Below are 14956 nucleotides of genomic sequence, written 5' to 3'. Positions count from 1 at the left end.
CTCCTTCATCTCTTCTACTGGTCGAGCAGTACCCCCACGGGGCTGCGGAAGATTTCTGCGTCAGTCGCGAACCGGCCGAGGAGCTTCCGGAAGGAAGCGGCACACCCTTCGGCCCAGGAAGCGGAGTAGCGGCTGGTCCGGTACCACAGTTCGCCGGTGAGTCCAGCCTCTCCCTCCGCAAGAACGATCTCCCAGTCACGCATCACCTTGTGATGATACGGCGTGTCGAGCTGCATCGGCTGGTACTGTACTGCGCCCGCCTGGGGCCGCCAGTAGTTCTGGTAGAGAAGATAGCACTGGAACGTGTCGTTCAATCCCAGCCCGATAAAGGGTGGAACGGCCGTGACCAGGTCCTCCAGGGGATAGTTCCCGTGGTCGTGGAACCCGACCAGGCTGTGGTGCACCCGGCTCACCAGATCCCCGACCTTGACCCCGGGGTCGATCTGCACCCGCAGCGGTAGCGGGTTGACGAACACGCCGACGATCTCCTCGGCCTCGGCGCTGGGGCGGCCCGCCGCAGTGGTGCCGAGCACCAGGTCGTCGTCCCCCGTCAGCCGGTGCACCAGGACCGCGTACGCGGTCATCATGAGACCGAAGGGGGTGGTGCCCAGGGCGGCGGACCGGTCCCGCAGCGCAGCCGACGTCGCCTCACCGAGGGTGAAGGTGAGCAGGTCGCCCCGGTCGTCGTCGGCCGTCCCGTCACCGGCGTCGCCCGGCCCGCTACCGACGTCGCCCGGCACCCGGGTCGGTGCCGGTGCCCCGGCGAAGTGCTCCCGCCAGTACGACCGGGCGGCCAGCAGCGCCGGGCTGTGCAGGTAGTCCCACTGCGCGGCGGCGTAGTCCACGTACTGCAGGGGCGCTTTCCCGGGCTCCGAGTCCAACTCCTCCGCCACGTCCCGCAGGAAGATGCTCGACGACCAGCCGTCGAAGAGGACATGGTGGGCATGGATCAGCATCGCGTGGCGTCGTCCCTCGGCGAGGCGGGCGATGGTGACCTCGAACGGTGGGGTCCGGCCGAAGTTGAACCAGCTGTCCCCGGCGGTCTGGACGAGCCGGCTGATCTCGGCCCGCTGCTCGGCCTCGGTGAAGGCCGACAGGTCCACGAGCTTGACGGGCTGACCATGGGTCACCGACTGGCGCCAGGTGTCGCCCCGGCGGTGGAAGGTGGTACGTAGCCCGCTGTGGCGGTCGATCGTCCGTTCCACCGCCCGGACGAGCTGCTCGGCCGGGTACCCGGTCTCGACCTCGACGGCGAGGTCGAGACCGCCGTACCCCTCGGGCAGCAGCTCCAGCCAGCGTCGCTGGGTACTCGACGTGGGGTGATCGGCAGCCGTGGGCGTGGGCGTGATCAGGAAGCCGGACGCCCGGTCCGGGGCGGACACGACGCGGCTGACGAGCGCCTCCAGCCCGGTCACGCTCAGCGAGCGGAGCGCGTCGGCGAGCGCGATCCGGACCCCGGTCCGGTCCCGGAGCCGGGTGACGATCTGCAGGATGGCCAGCGACTCCAGCCCGTCCAGTCGCAGGTCGCGGTCGGGGTCGGGCGGTACCGCGCCGAGCAGTTCGGTCAGGACCGCCCGAACCAGGCCGCCCGGGTCGGCCGTGGTGACGGCACCATCCGGCACCGCCGCCTCAGGGCCCGTGCCGACCTGGTCGGCGACCTCGACCAAGCGGGCATCCAGGTCACCGGTGGACACCCAGACGACGGGACCGCCTACGGACAGCAACCGCCGGAGCACCTCGTGACCGTCCCGGGCGGTCAGCGCGTACCGGGCCGGGCCAACCGGGTCCGGCACGGCGTCGTCGCCGTCGGTCCACGCGTCCCATCCGACGCTGACCCAGCGGTCGTCACCGGCCGCGTACCGCCGCGCGGCGAACTCGTCCAGCGCGTCGTTCGCCGCGACGTACGGACCGAACCGCACCCCGCCGAGGACCACGGAGAGGCTGGAGCAGAGCAGCACGAAGTCCGCGTCGTCCGGGGCGAGGGCGTCGTGGATCGCCCGCGCGCCGTCCACCTTGGCGGCTGCGACGACCTCGACCAGCTCCGGTGCGGCGTCCGCCGCCAGCGGGAACGCTGCCCGGTCGGTGAAGCCGGCGGCGTGCACCACGCCGTCGATCCGTCCGAACCGGGACCGCAGGCCGGCGAAACAGGCGACGACCGCGGCGGCGTCCGCCACGTCGACCGACCGGTACTCCAGGCGCGAACCCGCCTCCCGCAGCCGCGCCGTCAGGGCGGTCACCTCGTCGTGGACCGCATTCCCGGCCCGGCGGCCCAGCACCACGACCGTGGCCGGCACCTCCCGGGCCAGGGCCAGCGCCATGGCGCGACCCACCGGCCCCAGCCCGCCGGTGATCACGTAGCAGCCGGATTCCCGCAGCGGGCGGGCCCGCCAGTGCGGCCAGGACCGGCGGAAGCCGAGCTGTCGTGCGCCCGTGGTGTCCACGGTGAGCACTGTGCCGTCGGTGCCGGCGGCCAAGGCGTCGATCAGGTGACCGGCCGCCAGGTCGAGCTCGTGCCCCTGCACGGGGGCACTGAGCGTCACCGCGGTCCAGGCACACCCCACGTTCTCCTGCGGCAGCACCCGCGCCACGGCGTGGGCGAGGTTCCTCGCGGAGAGGCCGGAACCGCTCCCGTCGTCGCCGGTCACCAGCCACACCCGGGTACCGGTCGCCTGCCGGCCGAGCAGGTCGGCCAATGCCGCCGCCCGGCGGAGCAGGTCGTGCGGGTCGTTCCCGAGCCACCACAGCACGTCCCGTGGGCCCTCACCCGGTGGGGCGGACGTGACGTGGTCGAGCGGTACCAGCGTGTGCCCACGGGACACGGCGGCCCGCAGGAACGCGTCGTGCTGCGCCCCCGGCGCGCCGTGCCAGGCGATGGTCAACGGCGCCGCCGGTGCCGCAGGCAGACTCAGCAGGGTCCGCTCCGGCTCGTACAACCAGGCACCCGGGTCCGGCAGTCGGCCCGCCGGGGCACTGCGCTCCCGGCGGGCCGGCTGCCCCACCGGCCACCGTCGACCGTGGTCGAAACAGGTCGGCGGGAGCGCCGTCGCGTACCGGGACGGGTGGGCCAGCCGGGCGAGGTCCACCGCCACGCCGTGCGACCACAGCTCCCCTGCGGCGGCGAGGACTGCCCGGCGGTCGCCGCCCGGATCGTCGGCACCCCGGCCCGAGGCGACGACGGCACGGACCCGCCCCGCCAGCTCGTGCGAGATCATGCGACCGAGGCCGGTGCCGGGGCCAACCACGAGCACGACGACGTCGTCGAGTTCGGCGACCCGGGAGAGTTGCTCGGTGAAGCGGACCGGCGAACAGAGCTGGGTGGCCCAGTAGTCGGGCGTGGCGATCCGGTCGCCGATCCAGTCGCCGGTCACGTTGCTCACGATCCGGACGGCGGGCGGGGCCAGCGCGAACGAGGAGAGGTAGCTACGCAGCAACCGGGCCGGCTCCCGCATCGCGGGGCCGTGCGGCGACCGGCGGATGTTCAGCGGCCGGAAGAACACCTCCGACCGGGTCAGCTCGGCCTTGAGAGCGGCCACCTGGGGTACCGGTCCCGTCACCGCGGTCAGCTCGTGGCCGTTGACCGCCGCCACGGTCAGGTCCCCGGTGAGACGTTCCTCGACGTCCCGTACCGGCAGCGCGACGCTGATCGTCTCGCCGAGCGGCGCCTCCTCCATCCGTCGGCTGCGTTCGACCACGAAAGCCAGGCCGTCGGCGAGGCTCAGCACGCCGGCATACACGGCCGCCACGATCTCGCCGAGGCTGTGACCGATCACGGCGTCGGCGGACACCCCCCACGAACGCCACAACTCGACCGTCGCCCACTCCACGGCGAACTGCGCCGGCTGGAACCGCGACATGTCCTCGTACCACCGGGCCAACTCGGCGCGGTCGTGCTGCCCGTACAGGTCGGCGCGGATGTCGAAGCCGGCCAGGTCCCGGATCACCTCGGCGCACTCGTCGAGTGCCGCGCGGAAGACTGGTTCGGTGCGGTAGAGCTCCGCCATGCCGTCCACGACGGGCTCGCCCTGGCCGGGAAAGGCGAACACGACCGTGGGGGTGGCGGCGGCGACCACCGGCCCGGGTGTCGCGGTGAGTGCCCCGGCCGCCTGCGCGGGTGAACCGGCCACCACCCAGGATCGGTGTTCCCGGGCCCGTCGGTCCAGGCTGAGTGCCCGTCCCACCTGCCCCAGGTCGGATCCGGGCCGCGCGGCCAGCCAGCCGGCCAGCCCGGTTGCCTGCTGTGCGACGATCGCGGACACATGGCCGCTCAGCGGCAGGAGCACGTCGCCTGCGGGCGCCGGCGGGGCCGGCTGCCGATCCGGAGCCTCCTCCAGTACGACGTGCACGTTCGTTCCGCCCACGCCGAAGCTGCTCACCCCGGCCCGGCGGGGGGTACCGTCCGTCTCCCACCTGACCGGCGCTGACGGCACCTCGAAGCCGGCACCGTCGAGGTCGAGAGCCGGATCGGCCCGCTCGAAGCCGGCCATCGGCGGAATGGTGCGGTGCTTGAGGGCCAGCACGGCGCGGACCAGGCCCGCCACGCCCGCCGCCCGGTCCAGGTGCCCGCAGTTCGCCTTGAGCGAGCCGAGGCGACACGGTCCGGGCCGGTCCGGATCGAGGTCGAAGGCGCGGCGCAGCCCCTCAATCTCCACCTCGTCGCCGAGCTGGGTACCCGTCCCGTGCGTCTCCACGTAGCCGATGGATCCGGCGTCCACCCCCGCGACCGCGTGGGCGGTGGCGATCGCCTCGGCCTGGCCGGTGGGGGACGGGGCCATGAAGCCGACCTTGGTGGAGCCGTCGTTGTTGGTCCCCGAACCCAGGATCACGCCGTGCACCCGGTCGCCGTCGCGTTCGGCGTCGACGAGTCGCTTGAGGACGACCAGGGCGGCGCCGCCACCCGGTACGGTGCCGTCCGCGTCCGCGTCGAACGGGCGGCACCGCCCCGACGGGGAGGCGATCATGCCCTCCTCGGTCGGGTAACCGGACTCCTGGTCGCCCGGGAAGGACACCCCGCCGGCGAGGACGACGTCCGCCTGCCCGGACAGCAGGGCCTGCACCCCAAGGTGCACGGCCACCAACGACGACGAGCAGCCGGTCTGGACCGTCATGCTCTCGCCGCGCAGACCCAGCCGGTAGGAGAGCCGGGTGGCGGCGAAGTCCGCCGAGGTGGCCAACACCCACTCGTAGGTGCCCGACACGGAGTCGACCGGGGCGGTGGTGGCGGTGGGTGCGCAGGCGGCGTACACCGCCACCCCCCCGGCGGTCCTGGCCGGGTCCATCGACGCGTCGTCGAAGGCGTGCTGGGCGACCTCCAGCAGCATCCGTTGCTGCGGATCGGTCATCTGCGCCTCGTGCGCGGGGACGCCGAAGAAGGTGGCGTCGAACCGGTCGGCACCGTCGACCACGCCCCGGTACGGCACGAGTCCGTCCCGGCCGGACACCCGCCGTACGCCGGACCCGCCACGCACGCTGAGTTCCCACAGCGCGTCCACGTCGTCGGCGCCCGGGAAGCGGCCCGCCATCCCGACGATGGCGATCCGGTCGTCGTCTGCGACTGCCTCTCGGGCGCTCATGGGTTCCGTCTCCGCTCTCGCCGTTTGGCGCGTTGTTCCGCGACCGCGCGCAGGCGGTCGTCGTCCGGTTTATCGCCGCTCAGCCGACGACTGAGCGATGCGATGGTCGGGTGCGTCATCAGGTCGAGGACCCGCACGTCCGCGTCGAACTCCGCCCGGATCCGGGCGGCCAGGACGGAGAGGCTCCGGGAGTCGCCGCCGAGGTCGAAGAAGTTGTCGTGGATGTCGATGTGGTCAAGTTCGAGGGTGTCGCGCCAGAGGTCGGTGAGGCGGCGTTGCAGGGGGGTGGTGGGGGTGGTGGTGGTTCGGGGTGTGGTGGGGGTGGGGGTGTGGTTGAGGTGGTGCAGGGCGGTGCGGTCGATCTTGCCGTTGGGGGTGGTGGGGAGGGTGGGTATGGGGAGGATGCGGGCGGGGAGCATGTAGTCGGGTAGGTGGGTGGCGAGCCAGTGGCGGATGGTGGTCGGGTCGGTGGGGGTGGTGGTTTCGATGTAGGCGATGAGGCGGCGGCCGGTGGGGGTGGTGGGGGCGATGACGGCTGCGGCGCGGATGTGTGGGTGGCGGGTGAGGGTGGCTTCGATTTCGCCGGGTTCGATGCGGAAGCCGCGGATTTTGAGTTGGTTGTCGTGGCGGCCGAGGTATTCGAGGGTGCCGGTGGGTAGCCAGCGGCCGAGGTCGCCGGTGCGGTACCAGCGGGTGCCGGTGGGGTCGTGGTAGAAGCGTTGGGTGGTGAGGTGGTCGTCGTTGAGGTAGCCGCGGGCGAGTCCGGCGCCGCTGACGACGATCTCGCCGACGACACCGACGGGTACCGGCTCCCGCTCCCCGTCCACCACCAGCGCTCCGGAGTTGGCCAGCGGGCGGCCGATCGGCACCGGCCGGTCCGGCGCCGGCGGCTCCAGCAGGCGGTGGCAGCAGGAGAAGGTGGTGTTCTCCGTCGGTCCGTAGCCGTTGAGCAGGTTCCGGTGGTCGAGGAACCGCGCGGCCTCGGCCATCAGCGGGCCCGGCACCGCCTCGCCGCCGACCAGGATGGTGTGCATGCCGCGCAGCGCGTACGGGTCGGCCTCCAGCATCATCCGGAACACCGAGACGTTGAAGAAGCCGGCGGTGACGCCGGTGCGGGCGATGAAGCCGGCCAGTTCCCGCTGGTCGGCGACGGTCGTGTCGCTGGGTACCGCGATGCTGCCCCCGTTGACCAGGGCGCCCCAGATCTCCAGGGTGGCGGCGTCGAACGCCAGGTTCGAGGCGAGTACGAAGACGTCGGACGGCCCGAAGGTGGCGAAGTTCTGCCCCCGGACCAGCCGTACCACCGACCGGTCGACAATCTCCACGCCCTTGGGGCTGCCGGTGGAGCCGGAGGTGTACATGACGTACGCCGTCGACTGCGGGCCGCGCGCCGGGAAGCCCGGGGGTGGCGTCGCCGCAGTCGCGCCGCAGGGGTCGATCCGGACCACGTCCCCGGGTACCAGGTGTGCCATCTCGGCGGTGACGACCGCGTGGACCGCGCCGGTCGAATCCCGGATCACCGCCACCCGGTCCGCCGGGCTCCGGGCGTCGAGGGGCACGTAGGCGCCTCCGGCGCGCAGCACACCGAGTAGCGCGGACAGGAACTCCGGAGAGCGGCCGACCAGGACGAGTACCGGCTGTCCGGGTTGGACGCCGGCGGCGACCAACCGCGCGGCGATCCCGACGGACCGGTCGTGCAACTCCTGGTAGGTGACCGTCCGCGTGCCCCGCACGGCCGGAGCGTCCGGGCGCAGCGCCACCTGCTCGTCGAAGAGCTCGATCAGTCCGGCGTCCGCCGGGTAGTCCGACGCGGTCTGGTTGACCTGCTCCAGGAAGGCGCGGTCGTCGTCGGTCAGCAGGCTGATCCGGCTGATCGGTTCCTGCCGCGCCGCGAGCGTGGACGTCAGCAGCAGCCCCAGCGACGTGCTGAGCCGCCGGACGGTCGCGGCCTCCAGGACGTCGGTCGCGAACTCCCAGCGCAACCGGATCGTCCCGGATCGCTCGGTCACGAAGACGCCCAGCTCGTACTTGGCAACCCCCGGATCGAACGGGAGTTCGTCGAGCACCCACCCGTCGGCGGAGGCGGGCAGGCCGGCCGGCATCTCCTGGGCCACCACCATGCGGGTGAGCCGTTCGGCGTTGTCCGACCGGCCCCCTGCCACGGCGGCGAGGATCTCCTCGAACGGCAGGGCGGCATGCGCCACGGCTCCCGACAGCCGGTCCGTGGTCGCCGCGACCAGTTCGTCCAGCGTGGTGGTGGCCGAGACGGCGAACCGGATCGGGAGGAGGTTCACGAGGTAGCCGACGGTGTCGGCGAGGTCCGGGCTGGAGCGGTCCACCGCGGCGGGCACGGAGACGGCGAAGTCGTGCTGCCCGCTGTACCGGTGGGCGACTGCGGCCAGGGCGGCGAGGAGTACGGCGAACGGGGAGGTCCTGTGCCGGTTGGCGAGGGCCGCGACCGCCGCCGTGACGGTGGGTTCGAGCGTGACGGTGACGCTGCGTCCCGACTCGCCGCTCCGGGCCGGGCGGGATCGGTCCAGCGGCAGGTCCAGCGCCTCCGGTGGGGGTGCGAGTTCCCGTTGCCAGTAGGCGCGTTCGGCGTCCCAGGTCGCGGGCGCGGTCCGGCGCTGCCCGGCGGCGAAGGCCAGCATGCCGGGCGAGGCGGGTGCCGGGGTGCCGGCCAGCTCGTTTCGCAGACTGTCGACGATGATCCTGACCGACGCCCCGTCGACCAGCAGGTGGTGCACCGCGATCAGGACGAGGTGGCCGGCGTCCTCGGTGCGGGCCACCACCGCGCGCCAGAGCCGGCCCCCCTCGGCGACGATCCGACCGGCCAGGAGCTGGAAGGTCTGGTGCAGGTACTCCTCGACCCGGTCCGTGGCGACCACCGGCTCGTGGACGTCGACCTGGCAGGGCTGGTCGGTGCGGCGCAGCTCGGTCCGCCCGGTGTCGTCACCGATTTCCACCGTGAACGCCTCGTGCGTGCCGAGCGCCCGGGACAGGTGCGTGGCCAGCCGCGCCAATTCCGGGCCGCCGCTGATCCGCAGCGCCACCGGCAGGACGAAGGCACGGCTTCCCGGGTGCAGCAACTGCCACGTCCACAGCCCCTCCTGGCCGTACGAGAGCGGGGCGACGAGGGGAGCGGCCGGCGTGGCGTCCGACCGACCGGTGCCGTCGGCCGACCCGCCCGGAGCCCCCTGCCCGCCCGGAGCCCCCTGCCCGGTCGGAGCCGCCGGTCCGGCCGGCACCGCCTGCTCGATCAGGGCCGCCTGTTCGGCGATGGTGCGCCGGGCCAGGAGGCCGCCTCCGGTCACGGCCCGGCCGTACGCCTGCCGGATCCGGCCCACCAGAACCATCGCCAGGCGGGAGTCGCCGCCGAGGTCGAAGAAGTTGTCGTGGATGTCGATGTGGTCGAGTTCGAGGGTGTCGCGCCAGAGGTCGGTGAGGCGGCGTTGCAGGGGGGTGGTGGGGGTGGTGGTGGTTCGGGGTGTGGTGGGGGTGGGGGTGTGGTTGAGGTGGTGCAGGGCGGTGCGGTCGATCTTGCCGTTGGGGGTGGTGGGGAGGGTGGGTATGGGGAGGATGCGGGCGGGGAGCATGTAGTCGGGTAGGTGGGTGGCGAGCCAGTGGCGGATGGTGGTCGGGTCGGTGGGGGTGGTGGTTTCGATGTAGGCGATGAGGCGGCGGCCGGTGGGGGTGGTGGGGGCGATGACGGCTGCGGCGCGGATGTGTGGGTGGCGGGTGAGGGTGGCTTCGATTTCGCCGGGTTCGATGCGGAAGCCGCGGATTTTGAGTTGGTTGTCGTGGCGGCCGAGGTATTCGAGGGTGCCGGTGGGTAGCCAGCGGCCGAGGTCGCCGGTGCGGTACCAGCGGGTGCCGGTGGGGTCGTGGTAGAAGCGTTGGGTGGTGAGGTGGTCGTCGTTGAGGTAGCCGCGGGCGAGTCCGGCGCCGCTGACGACGATCTCGCCGACGACACCGACGGGTACCGGCTCCCGCTCCCCGTCCACCACCTTCACCTCCCACCCCGGCACGGGCAGCCCGATCGGGGTACGCCGGTCCGGGTCGTCCGCGCCGCCGAAGACGTGGAACGTGGCGCAGATGGTCGTCTCGGTCGGGCCGTAGCCGTTGACGATCACCGCTGCGGGGAGCAGGTCGGCGAGGCGTTGCAGGGTGCGCTGGGGGATGGGCTCGACCCCGGTCAGGATCCGGTGCACCGGCAGTGGCGCACCGTCCGCAGCCAGTTCGTCGGCGACCGGTTCCAGGCTGAACGGCGGCAGGTAGACGGTGGTGATGCCGTGCTCGCGGATCAGCCGGAGCAGTGCCTCCGGATCCCCCCCGACGCCCGGGTCGGCGATGACGACCGTGCCGCCGACAGTCAGCGGGAGGAACAACTCCCACACGGAGACGTCGAACGAGAACGGGCAGACGGACAGCGAGACGGTCCGGCCGACCGGCGGGGCGACCGTGTCGAACCCGTCGAGCAGGGCGCTCACCGACCGCTGCTCGATCGGCACGATCTTCGGCTCTCCGGAGGATCCCGAGGTGAAGAGCTGGTACGCCAGCGCATCCGCCGCCATGGCCCGAGGCGGGTCGGTACGCCGGGGACCGTCCGGCGTCGAGGGTGGCAGCACGACGTCGAGGAAGGCCAGCTCCGAGGCGGTGCCGACCCCGACCCGCACATCGGCCCGCCGGGCCAGCGCGGCCAGCCGGTCCGCAGGATGCGTGGGGTCCAGCGGTACGTAACACCCGCCCGCCGCCAGCGCGGCCAGCGCCCCGACCACGAAGCCGGCGTCCCGTACCGCCGACACACCGACCGGGGTCTCCGCCCCGACGCCGTGGTCGCGCAGGCGGGCGGCGAGGTCGAGCACGTCGGCGAGCAGGTCGCGGTAGCGGATACGCCGGTCGCCGACCACCACCGCGACGACTTCCGGGTCCGCGGTGGCGGACGCGACGAACGACTCCACGAGCAGGCTCGGCCGACCATGCTGGCGCATTCTCGGGTCACACCCTTCCGTATCGGGCTTCCAGCAGGCCGTCCTCGGCGGAGTCGCCGATCCGGGTGAGGATGCCCTGCAACCGTTCCGCGGCGGCCAGGTCGACCAGGTCGTCGCTGCCGGTCCCGTGCCACCACCCGTCCAGCGATGCCCGCACGAACTCGATCACCTTGCCCACCCCCCGGATTTCGGCCGGCAGGGACGACCCGTCGGTCGAATCCCGCAGCACCGTGGTCCACCGCCCATCCGGGGTGATGGACTTGATCTCCAGGCGGTCGTAGTCCCAGTGCGGGTTGTCGAATTCGAGCTCGATCCGGTGGGTTCCGCGGTGTTCCGACCACAGCAGGGCCGTGACCAGCCGCATCCGGGTGGGCCAGGCGTACGAGGTGTGCAGCAGCATCGGGGCGTCGCCGTGGCGGGCGATCACGTCGAGGCTGTCGAGGACGTTCGTCGCGTGCGGGCTGACGTCGCTGAGTACCCCGTTCGACCGGATGATCTCGGGGTTGTCGGCCCCGAACAGGTGACCGAGGAGATCCAGCGCGTGGATCAGTTCGGAGAGGACGCCCATGGTGGGGCGCGAGTCGCCGATGCGGTGCTTGCCCCAGAACGCCTCGGTACGGGTGACCGTCCAGGGTCCCTCGGCCCGCATCCATTCCCGACAGCGGGTGACCATCGGGCTGAACCGTTCCACGAGGTTCATCGAGAACTGGTGGTGGCTCAGCGCGGCGACGACGGACTGCTCGTCACGCGGGTCGGCGACCAGGGGTTTCTCGGCGAGCACCAGGACCCGGTCGAGGTGCCCGAGGGCCCGGAACACGGTGGCGTGGTCAGCCTCGTTCACGGTCACGCAGACCACGGTCGGGCGCAGTTCCCGCAGGGCCGTGGCGAGGTCCGGGTACCCCGGCAGGTCGTCGGGGAGCTGGTCGGGGCGGGGGTCGACGACGCCCACGACCTCCACCGGCAGGCCTTCCCGCCGGAGCTGGCGCAGCGCTGTCCGGAACCGGCGTCCGGCGTACCCATGACCGACGATCAGGACTTGTTCCACGTGAGGTCACCCCGGTTGTTCGGGCGAGCAGAAGACGAGATCCAGGAACTCGATGTGCGGCGGCGACCCGAGGACGTACGCCACGACGTCCGCGACGTCCGCCGCGGTGAGGTTCCGGTGGCCGCCGTAGATGTCCGGTTGGGGCGCGGTGTCGCCGCCGGTACGCGAGAAGTAGTTCCGGCCGAAGTCGGTCGACTCGACGAAGCCCGGTGAGACCATCGACACTTTGGTGGACCGGCCGTCGGCCCGTAGCGACCGCCGGTACTCCTCGACGATCGTTTTCGCGCCCGCCTTGGCGACCGAGTAGGCGAGGTTGCCGGGGGTACGGGAGACCCGGTGCGCGGCCATCGAGCTGACGTGCACGAGCCGGGCCAGCTCCGGACAGGTCCGGTCGACGACCGACAGCAGGTTGAGCAGGCCGGTGACGTTGACCGTCAGGATGTCGTTCCAGATCGCCGAGTTGTCCGCGCCCAACGGGGCGTAGAAGCCCACCCCGACGCAGTTGACCACGTAGTCGAGCGGGCCCCGCCGGCACGCGTCGGTGAATACCTGTTCGAGGCGCCCGAAGTCGCGGATGTCGGCGGGCGCCGACACGCCCGCCGATCCGGGTGGCGGCGTGACGGCCCGCCGGGAGACCAGCGTGACCTCGTCACCGCGTCCGAGAAGCCGCTGTGCCAGCTCGGCGCCGATGCCGGACGAGGCGCCGAGCACCACGCCCCGGGTCACCCGGCCACCTCCCGGTCGGCGGTGAGGAAGCCGACCAGGGTTGCGACGCCCTGCGACCACTCGGCGATGCTCAGCTGTTCGACGCTGGAGTGGGCGTGGGCGAGCTGGCCGGCGCCGAAGACGACCGTCGGCACGGCGAGGTGGTCGTGGTAGAGCCGGGCGTCGCAGCTCACGCTCCAGGCCCGGGGTGCCCGCTGCCGACCGGTCGCCACCTGGGCCTCCCGGCGCAGGTCGGTCGCGACCGCCGAGTGTGGATCGCCGACGTACGCGCCGTTGCGGATGCCCTCGTACCGGATGTCGGTGTGCTCCCTCAGCCAGGGGTCGCCGAGTCCGGCCACCAGGCCGGTGAGCATGCCCCGGACGTCGTCCAGGGAGTACCTCGGGTGGAAGCCGAAGGCGCCGCCGACGGAGCAGAGCGCGGGGATCGAACCGTGCCACTCGCCACCGGCGATCCGGCCCACGTTGATCTGCATCGGGCGGGCGTACCCGGCGAAGTCGGGGTCTGCCATGGCCTCGGCCATCAGCCGCGCCTCCAGCCCCCGCAGGGCCGCGACGTACTCCATCGCGCCGTCGATCGCGCTCACCCCGTCGCCGCCCATGTGGCTGGCCCGGCCGCCGATCCGCACCGTGAATTCCAGACAGCCCCGGTGCCCGTGCAGGACCTCCAGGTCGGTGGGTTCCAGCACCACCACCTCGCTGACGTCCCGTCCGTGCAGGATGGTGGAGAGCGCCCCGTTGCCGCCGATCTCCTCCTCGACCACCAGGTCCAGCTCGACCGCCCGGGACAGCGGTAGCCCCAGGTCGGCGGCGCAGCGCAGCGCCGCCGCGAGCATGACGATGTTGCCCTTGGTGTCCGCGGTGCCCCGGCCCACCACCGCGTCACCGCTGACCCGGGGCTGGAAGCCGTCGGGAAAGTCGGCGGCCGGTGGTACGACGTCGACGTGCGCGCTGAACAGGACCCGGGAAAGACCGGCGTCGGCCGGGAACCGGACGTGCAGGTTGGCCCGCTCGGACGCGGACAACGTGCTGTGCTCGTTCCGGTTGGCCGCCCCGTGCCCGGCGAGGGCGGGGTGGCGCGGTTCGGCGGTCACCTCGGCGCCCAGCGCGGTGAAGTACCCGGCCAGCCAGTCGTACGCGTCGCTCTCCCGGGGCGACCGGGTGTCGATCGAGACCAGGTGCATCAGGTCCGCCACGAAGCCCGGGCGGTGCCGCGCGAGCCAGGCGTCGACCTGCGCGGCGTGCCCTGAGGGCCGGGAGGCGGCCGGTGTCGCGGCGGTCATGGCAGCTCTGCATGCCTCTCGAAGGCGTGCCACGGCAACACGTCGGTGAAGTCCGTGTCGGCCCGGGAACCGATCCACCACTCGTCGCCGAAGCGCCGACCACTGGTCCATTCCGACCAGGCGCACTGGTAGTGGGTCCGCCAGGCGTCGTGGAGCAGCACGAAGCCCGCCGGGTCGAGTAGTTCCAGAGCCTCCAGTACGCACCGGCGGCGCTTGCGGCCGTCGATGACCACCATGTCCCACTCCAGGCCGAGGCGGCTGGGCAGGGAGACGTACGCGTCGAGATCGGCGTGCCGGTCGGCCTCCCGGCCGGGGAGGAACGGCCGCAGGTCACCCGCGCCGAAGCCGACGGCCACCGTGTTGTTCGTGGCGAGCAGTGCCCGGATCGCGTCGGCGTCGTCGTGGTCCACCGCGACGGCGTCCGGGCGCTGGTTGAGCTGCGGGGCGAGGCTCTCCTGGAAGAACTGCCCGTGGTGTTCGAGGGCGAGCCACCGGTACGGCACTCCCAGCGCGGCGAGGAAGGACGTGTACCAGAGCGTGCTCCGGCCGGCGCCCCACTCGACCACCCGCAGGGGTTCACCGGCCCGCAGCTCGGCGACCCGGTGCAGCAGTGCCTCGTAGAGATCGGCGTCCCGGACGCTCATCCACGCCTTGGGGCTCTCCGTCTCACTCCACCACTTCTCCTTGGGGATCGGTGCCTTGTCCCCGCTGGGTGTCGTCACGACGTCTCCTCACTGCCGGCAAGGGCGGGCGGATGGATGGACACGGGCCGACCCGGAACCGCCGGTGGCGGGGTGCGGGCGGCCAGTGGGAACGGGGCGGCGGTCACTTGATGGCCAGGACGCCCTCGAAGCACAGGCTCCGGAGTCGCGCCCATCGGCGTGCCGCCGTTCATCGGTGCGTGCGCTCCATCGCCGGGAGCGTCGCCTTCACAGTCGCCCCACTCGGCAGGGATTCGGACCACCCGAGCGTCACCCGCACCACGGTTATGCATCTTCTCGTATTCGCCAGTCATCTTCCGAGCGCGGACACCGGAGGCCGCTCGTCCAGTTGCTAATGTTCGACCGAACTCGATCGAACCGAACACGACAATTCTTGAACCCCTATAGCAATCAGCAATTGCTCTGCGACCGAACGCAGGCTCCACCCCTGGTCTGATGGAGAGTAGGTTGCGCTACGGATGCTGTCAATCGCTGAACCGAGGGTCATCAACGCAGTTCAGTCTGCAACTCGGTGCCGTCGGTGATGTCTGGGTTTGATGCAAATCTTCGGCAGCGGACGCGGTCCGCGTCGGCTGTGTGCGGGCAGCGGGAGGGCTCTTGCGGGCCGCAATTCCGTCACGCC

6 protein-coding genes are annotated in these 14956 nt (G+C 72.1%); all 6 read right to left on the bottom strand.

Features of this window, described 5'->3' with window-relative positions:
- Window positions 1-14 precede the first annotated feature (14 nt).
- From ACQPZO_RS00215 to ACQPZO_RS00190, 6 genes are read right to left on the bottom strand one after another with little or no spacing between them, the layout of a single operon-like run.
- Window positions 15-5570: an SDR family NAD(P)-dependent oxidoreductase gene (locus tag ACQPZO_RS00215; RefSeq protein WP_433345902.1), complete on the bottom strand. Its 5556-nt coding sequence runs from the start codon at window positions 5568-5570 to the stop codon at window positions 15-17.
- Entirely contained in the window at window positions 5567-10561 is a 4995-nt protein-coding gene (locus tag ACQPZO_RS00210) for an amino acid adenylation domain-containing protein (protein ID WP_433345900.1), read from the bottom strand. The genes ACQPZO_RS00215 and ACQPZO_RS00210 overlap by 4 nt, the downstream gene beginning before the upstream one ends.
- Window positions 10562-10568: 7 nt before the next feature.
- Window positions 10569-11606, bottom strand: coding sequence for a Gfo/Idh/MocA family oxidoreductase (locus ACQPZO_RS00205; protein ID WP_433345898.1), 1038 nt, complete (start codon window positions 11604-11606; stop codon window positions 10569-10571).
- A 6-nt stretch (window positions 11607-11612) separates the two neighbouring features.
- Window positions 11613-12332, bottom strand: coding sequence for an SDR family oxidoreductase (locus ACQPZO_RS00200; protein WP_433345896.1), 720 nt, complete (start codon window positions 12330-12332; stop codon window positions 11613-11615).
- The gene (locus ACQPZO_RS00195) at window positions 12329-13612 is read right to left on the bottom strand and encodes a M20 family metallopeptidase (protein ID WP_433345895.1); all 1284 of its coding nucleotides are present in this window, start codon (window positions 13610-13612) and stop codon (window positions 12329-12331) included. The genes ACQPZO_RS00200 and ACQPZO_RS00195 overlap by 4 nt, the downstream gene beginning before the upstream one ends.
- Window positions 13609-14334, bottom strand: a complete 726-nt coding sequence (locus ACQPZO_RS00190; RefSeq protein ID WP_433345893.1) for a hypothetical protein — start codon at window positions 14332-14334, stop codon at window positions 13609-13611. Before ACQPZO_RS00190 ends, ACQPZO_RS00195 begins: the two co-directional genes overlap by 4 nt.
- Window positions 14335-14956: the final 622 nt, after the last annotated feature.

The organism is Micromonospora sp. CA-111912 (genome assembly GCF_050948415.1).
Classification (GTDB): Bacteria; Actinomycetota; Actinomycetes; order Mycobacteriales; family Micromonosporaceae; genus Micromonospora.
Note: the sequence above shows the minus strand (reverse complement) of the source record. Positions and strands in the feature narration are given on the sequence as shown.

What these genes read in the sequence shown, in the direction of transcription:
- ACQPZO_RS00215 (WP_433345902.1), bottom strand. Translation starts at nt 5,570, where the DNA reads ATGAGCGCCCGAGAGGCAGTCGCAGACGACGACCGGATCGCCATCGTC.
- ACQPZO_RS00210 (WP_433345900.1), bottom strand. Translation starts at nt 10,561, where the DNA reads ATGCGCCAGCATGGTCGGCCGAGCCTGCTCGTGGAGTCGTTCGTCGCG.
- ACQPZO_RS00195 (WP_433345895.1), bottom strand. Translation starts at nt 13,612, where the DNA reads ATGACCGCCGCGACACCGGCCGCCTCCCGGCCCTCAGGGCACGCCGCG.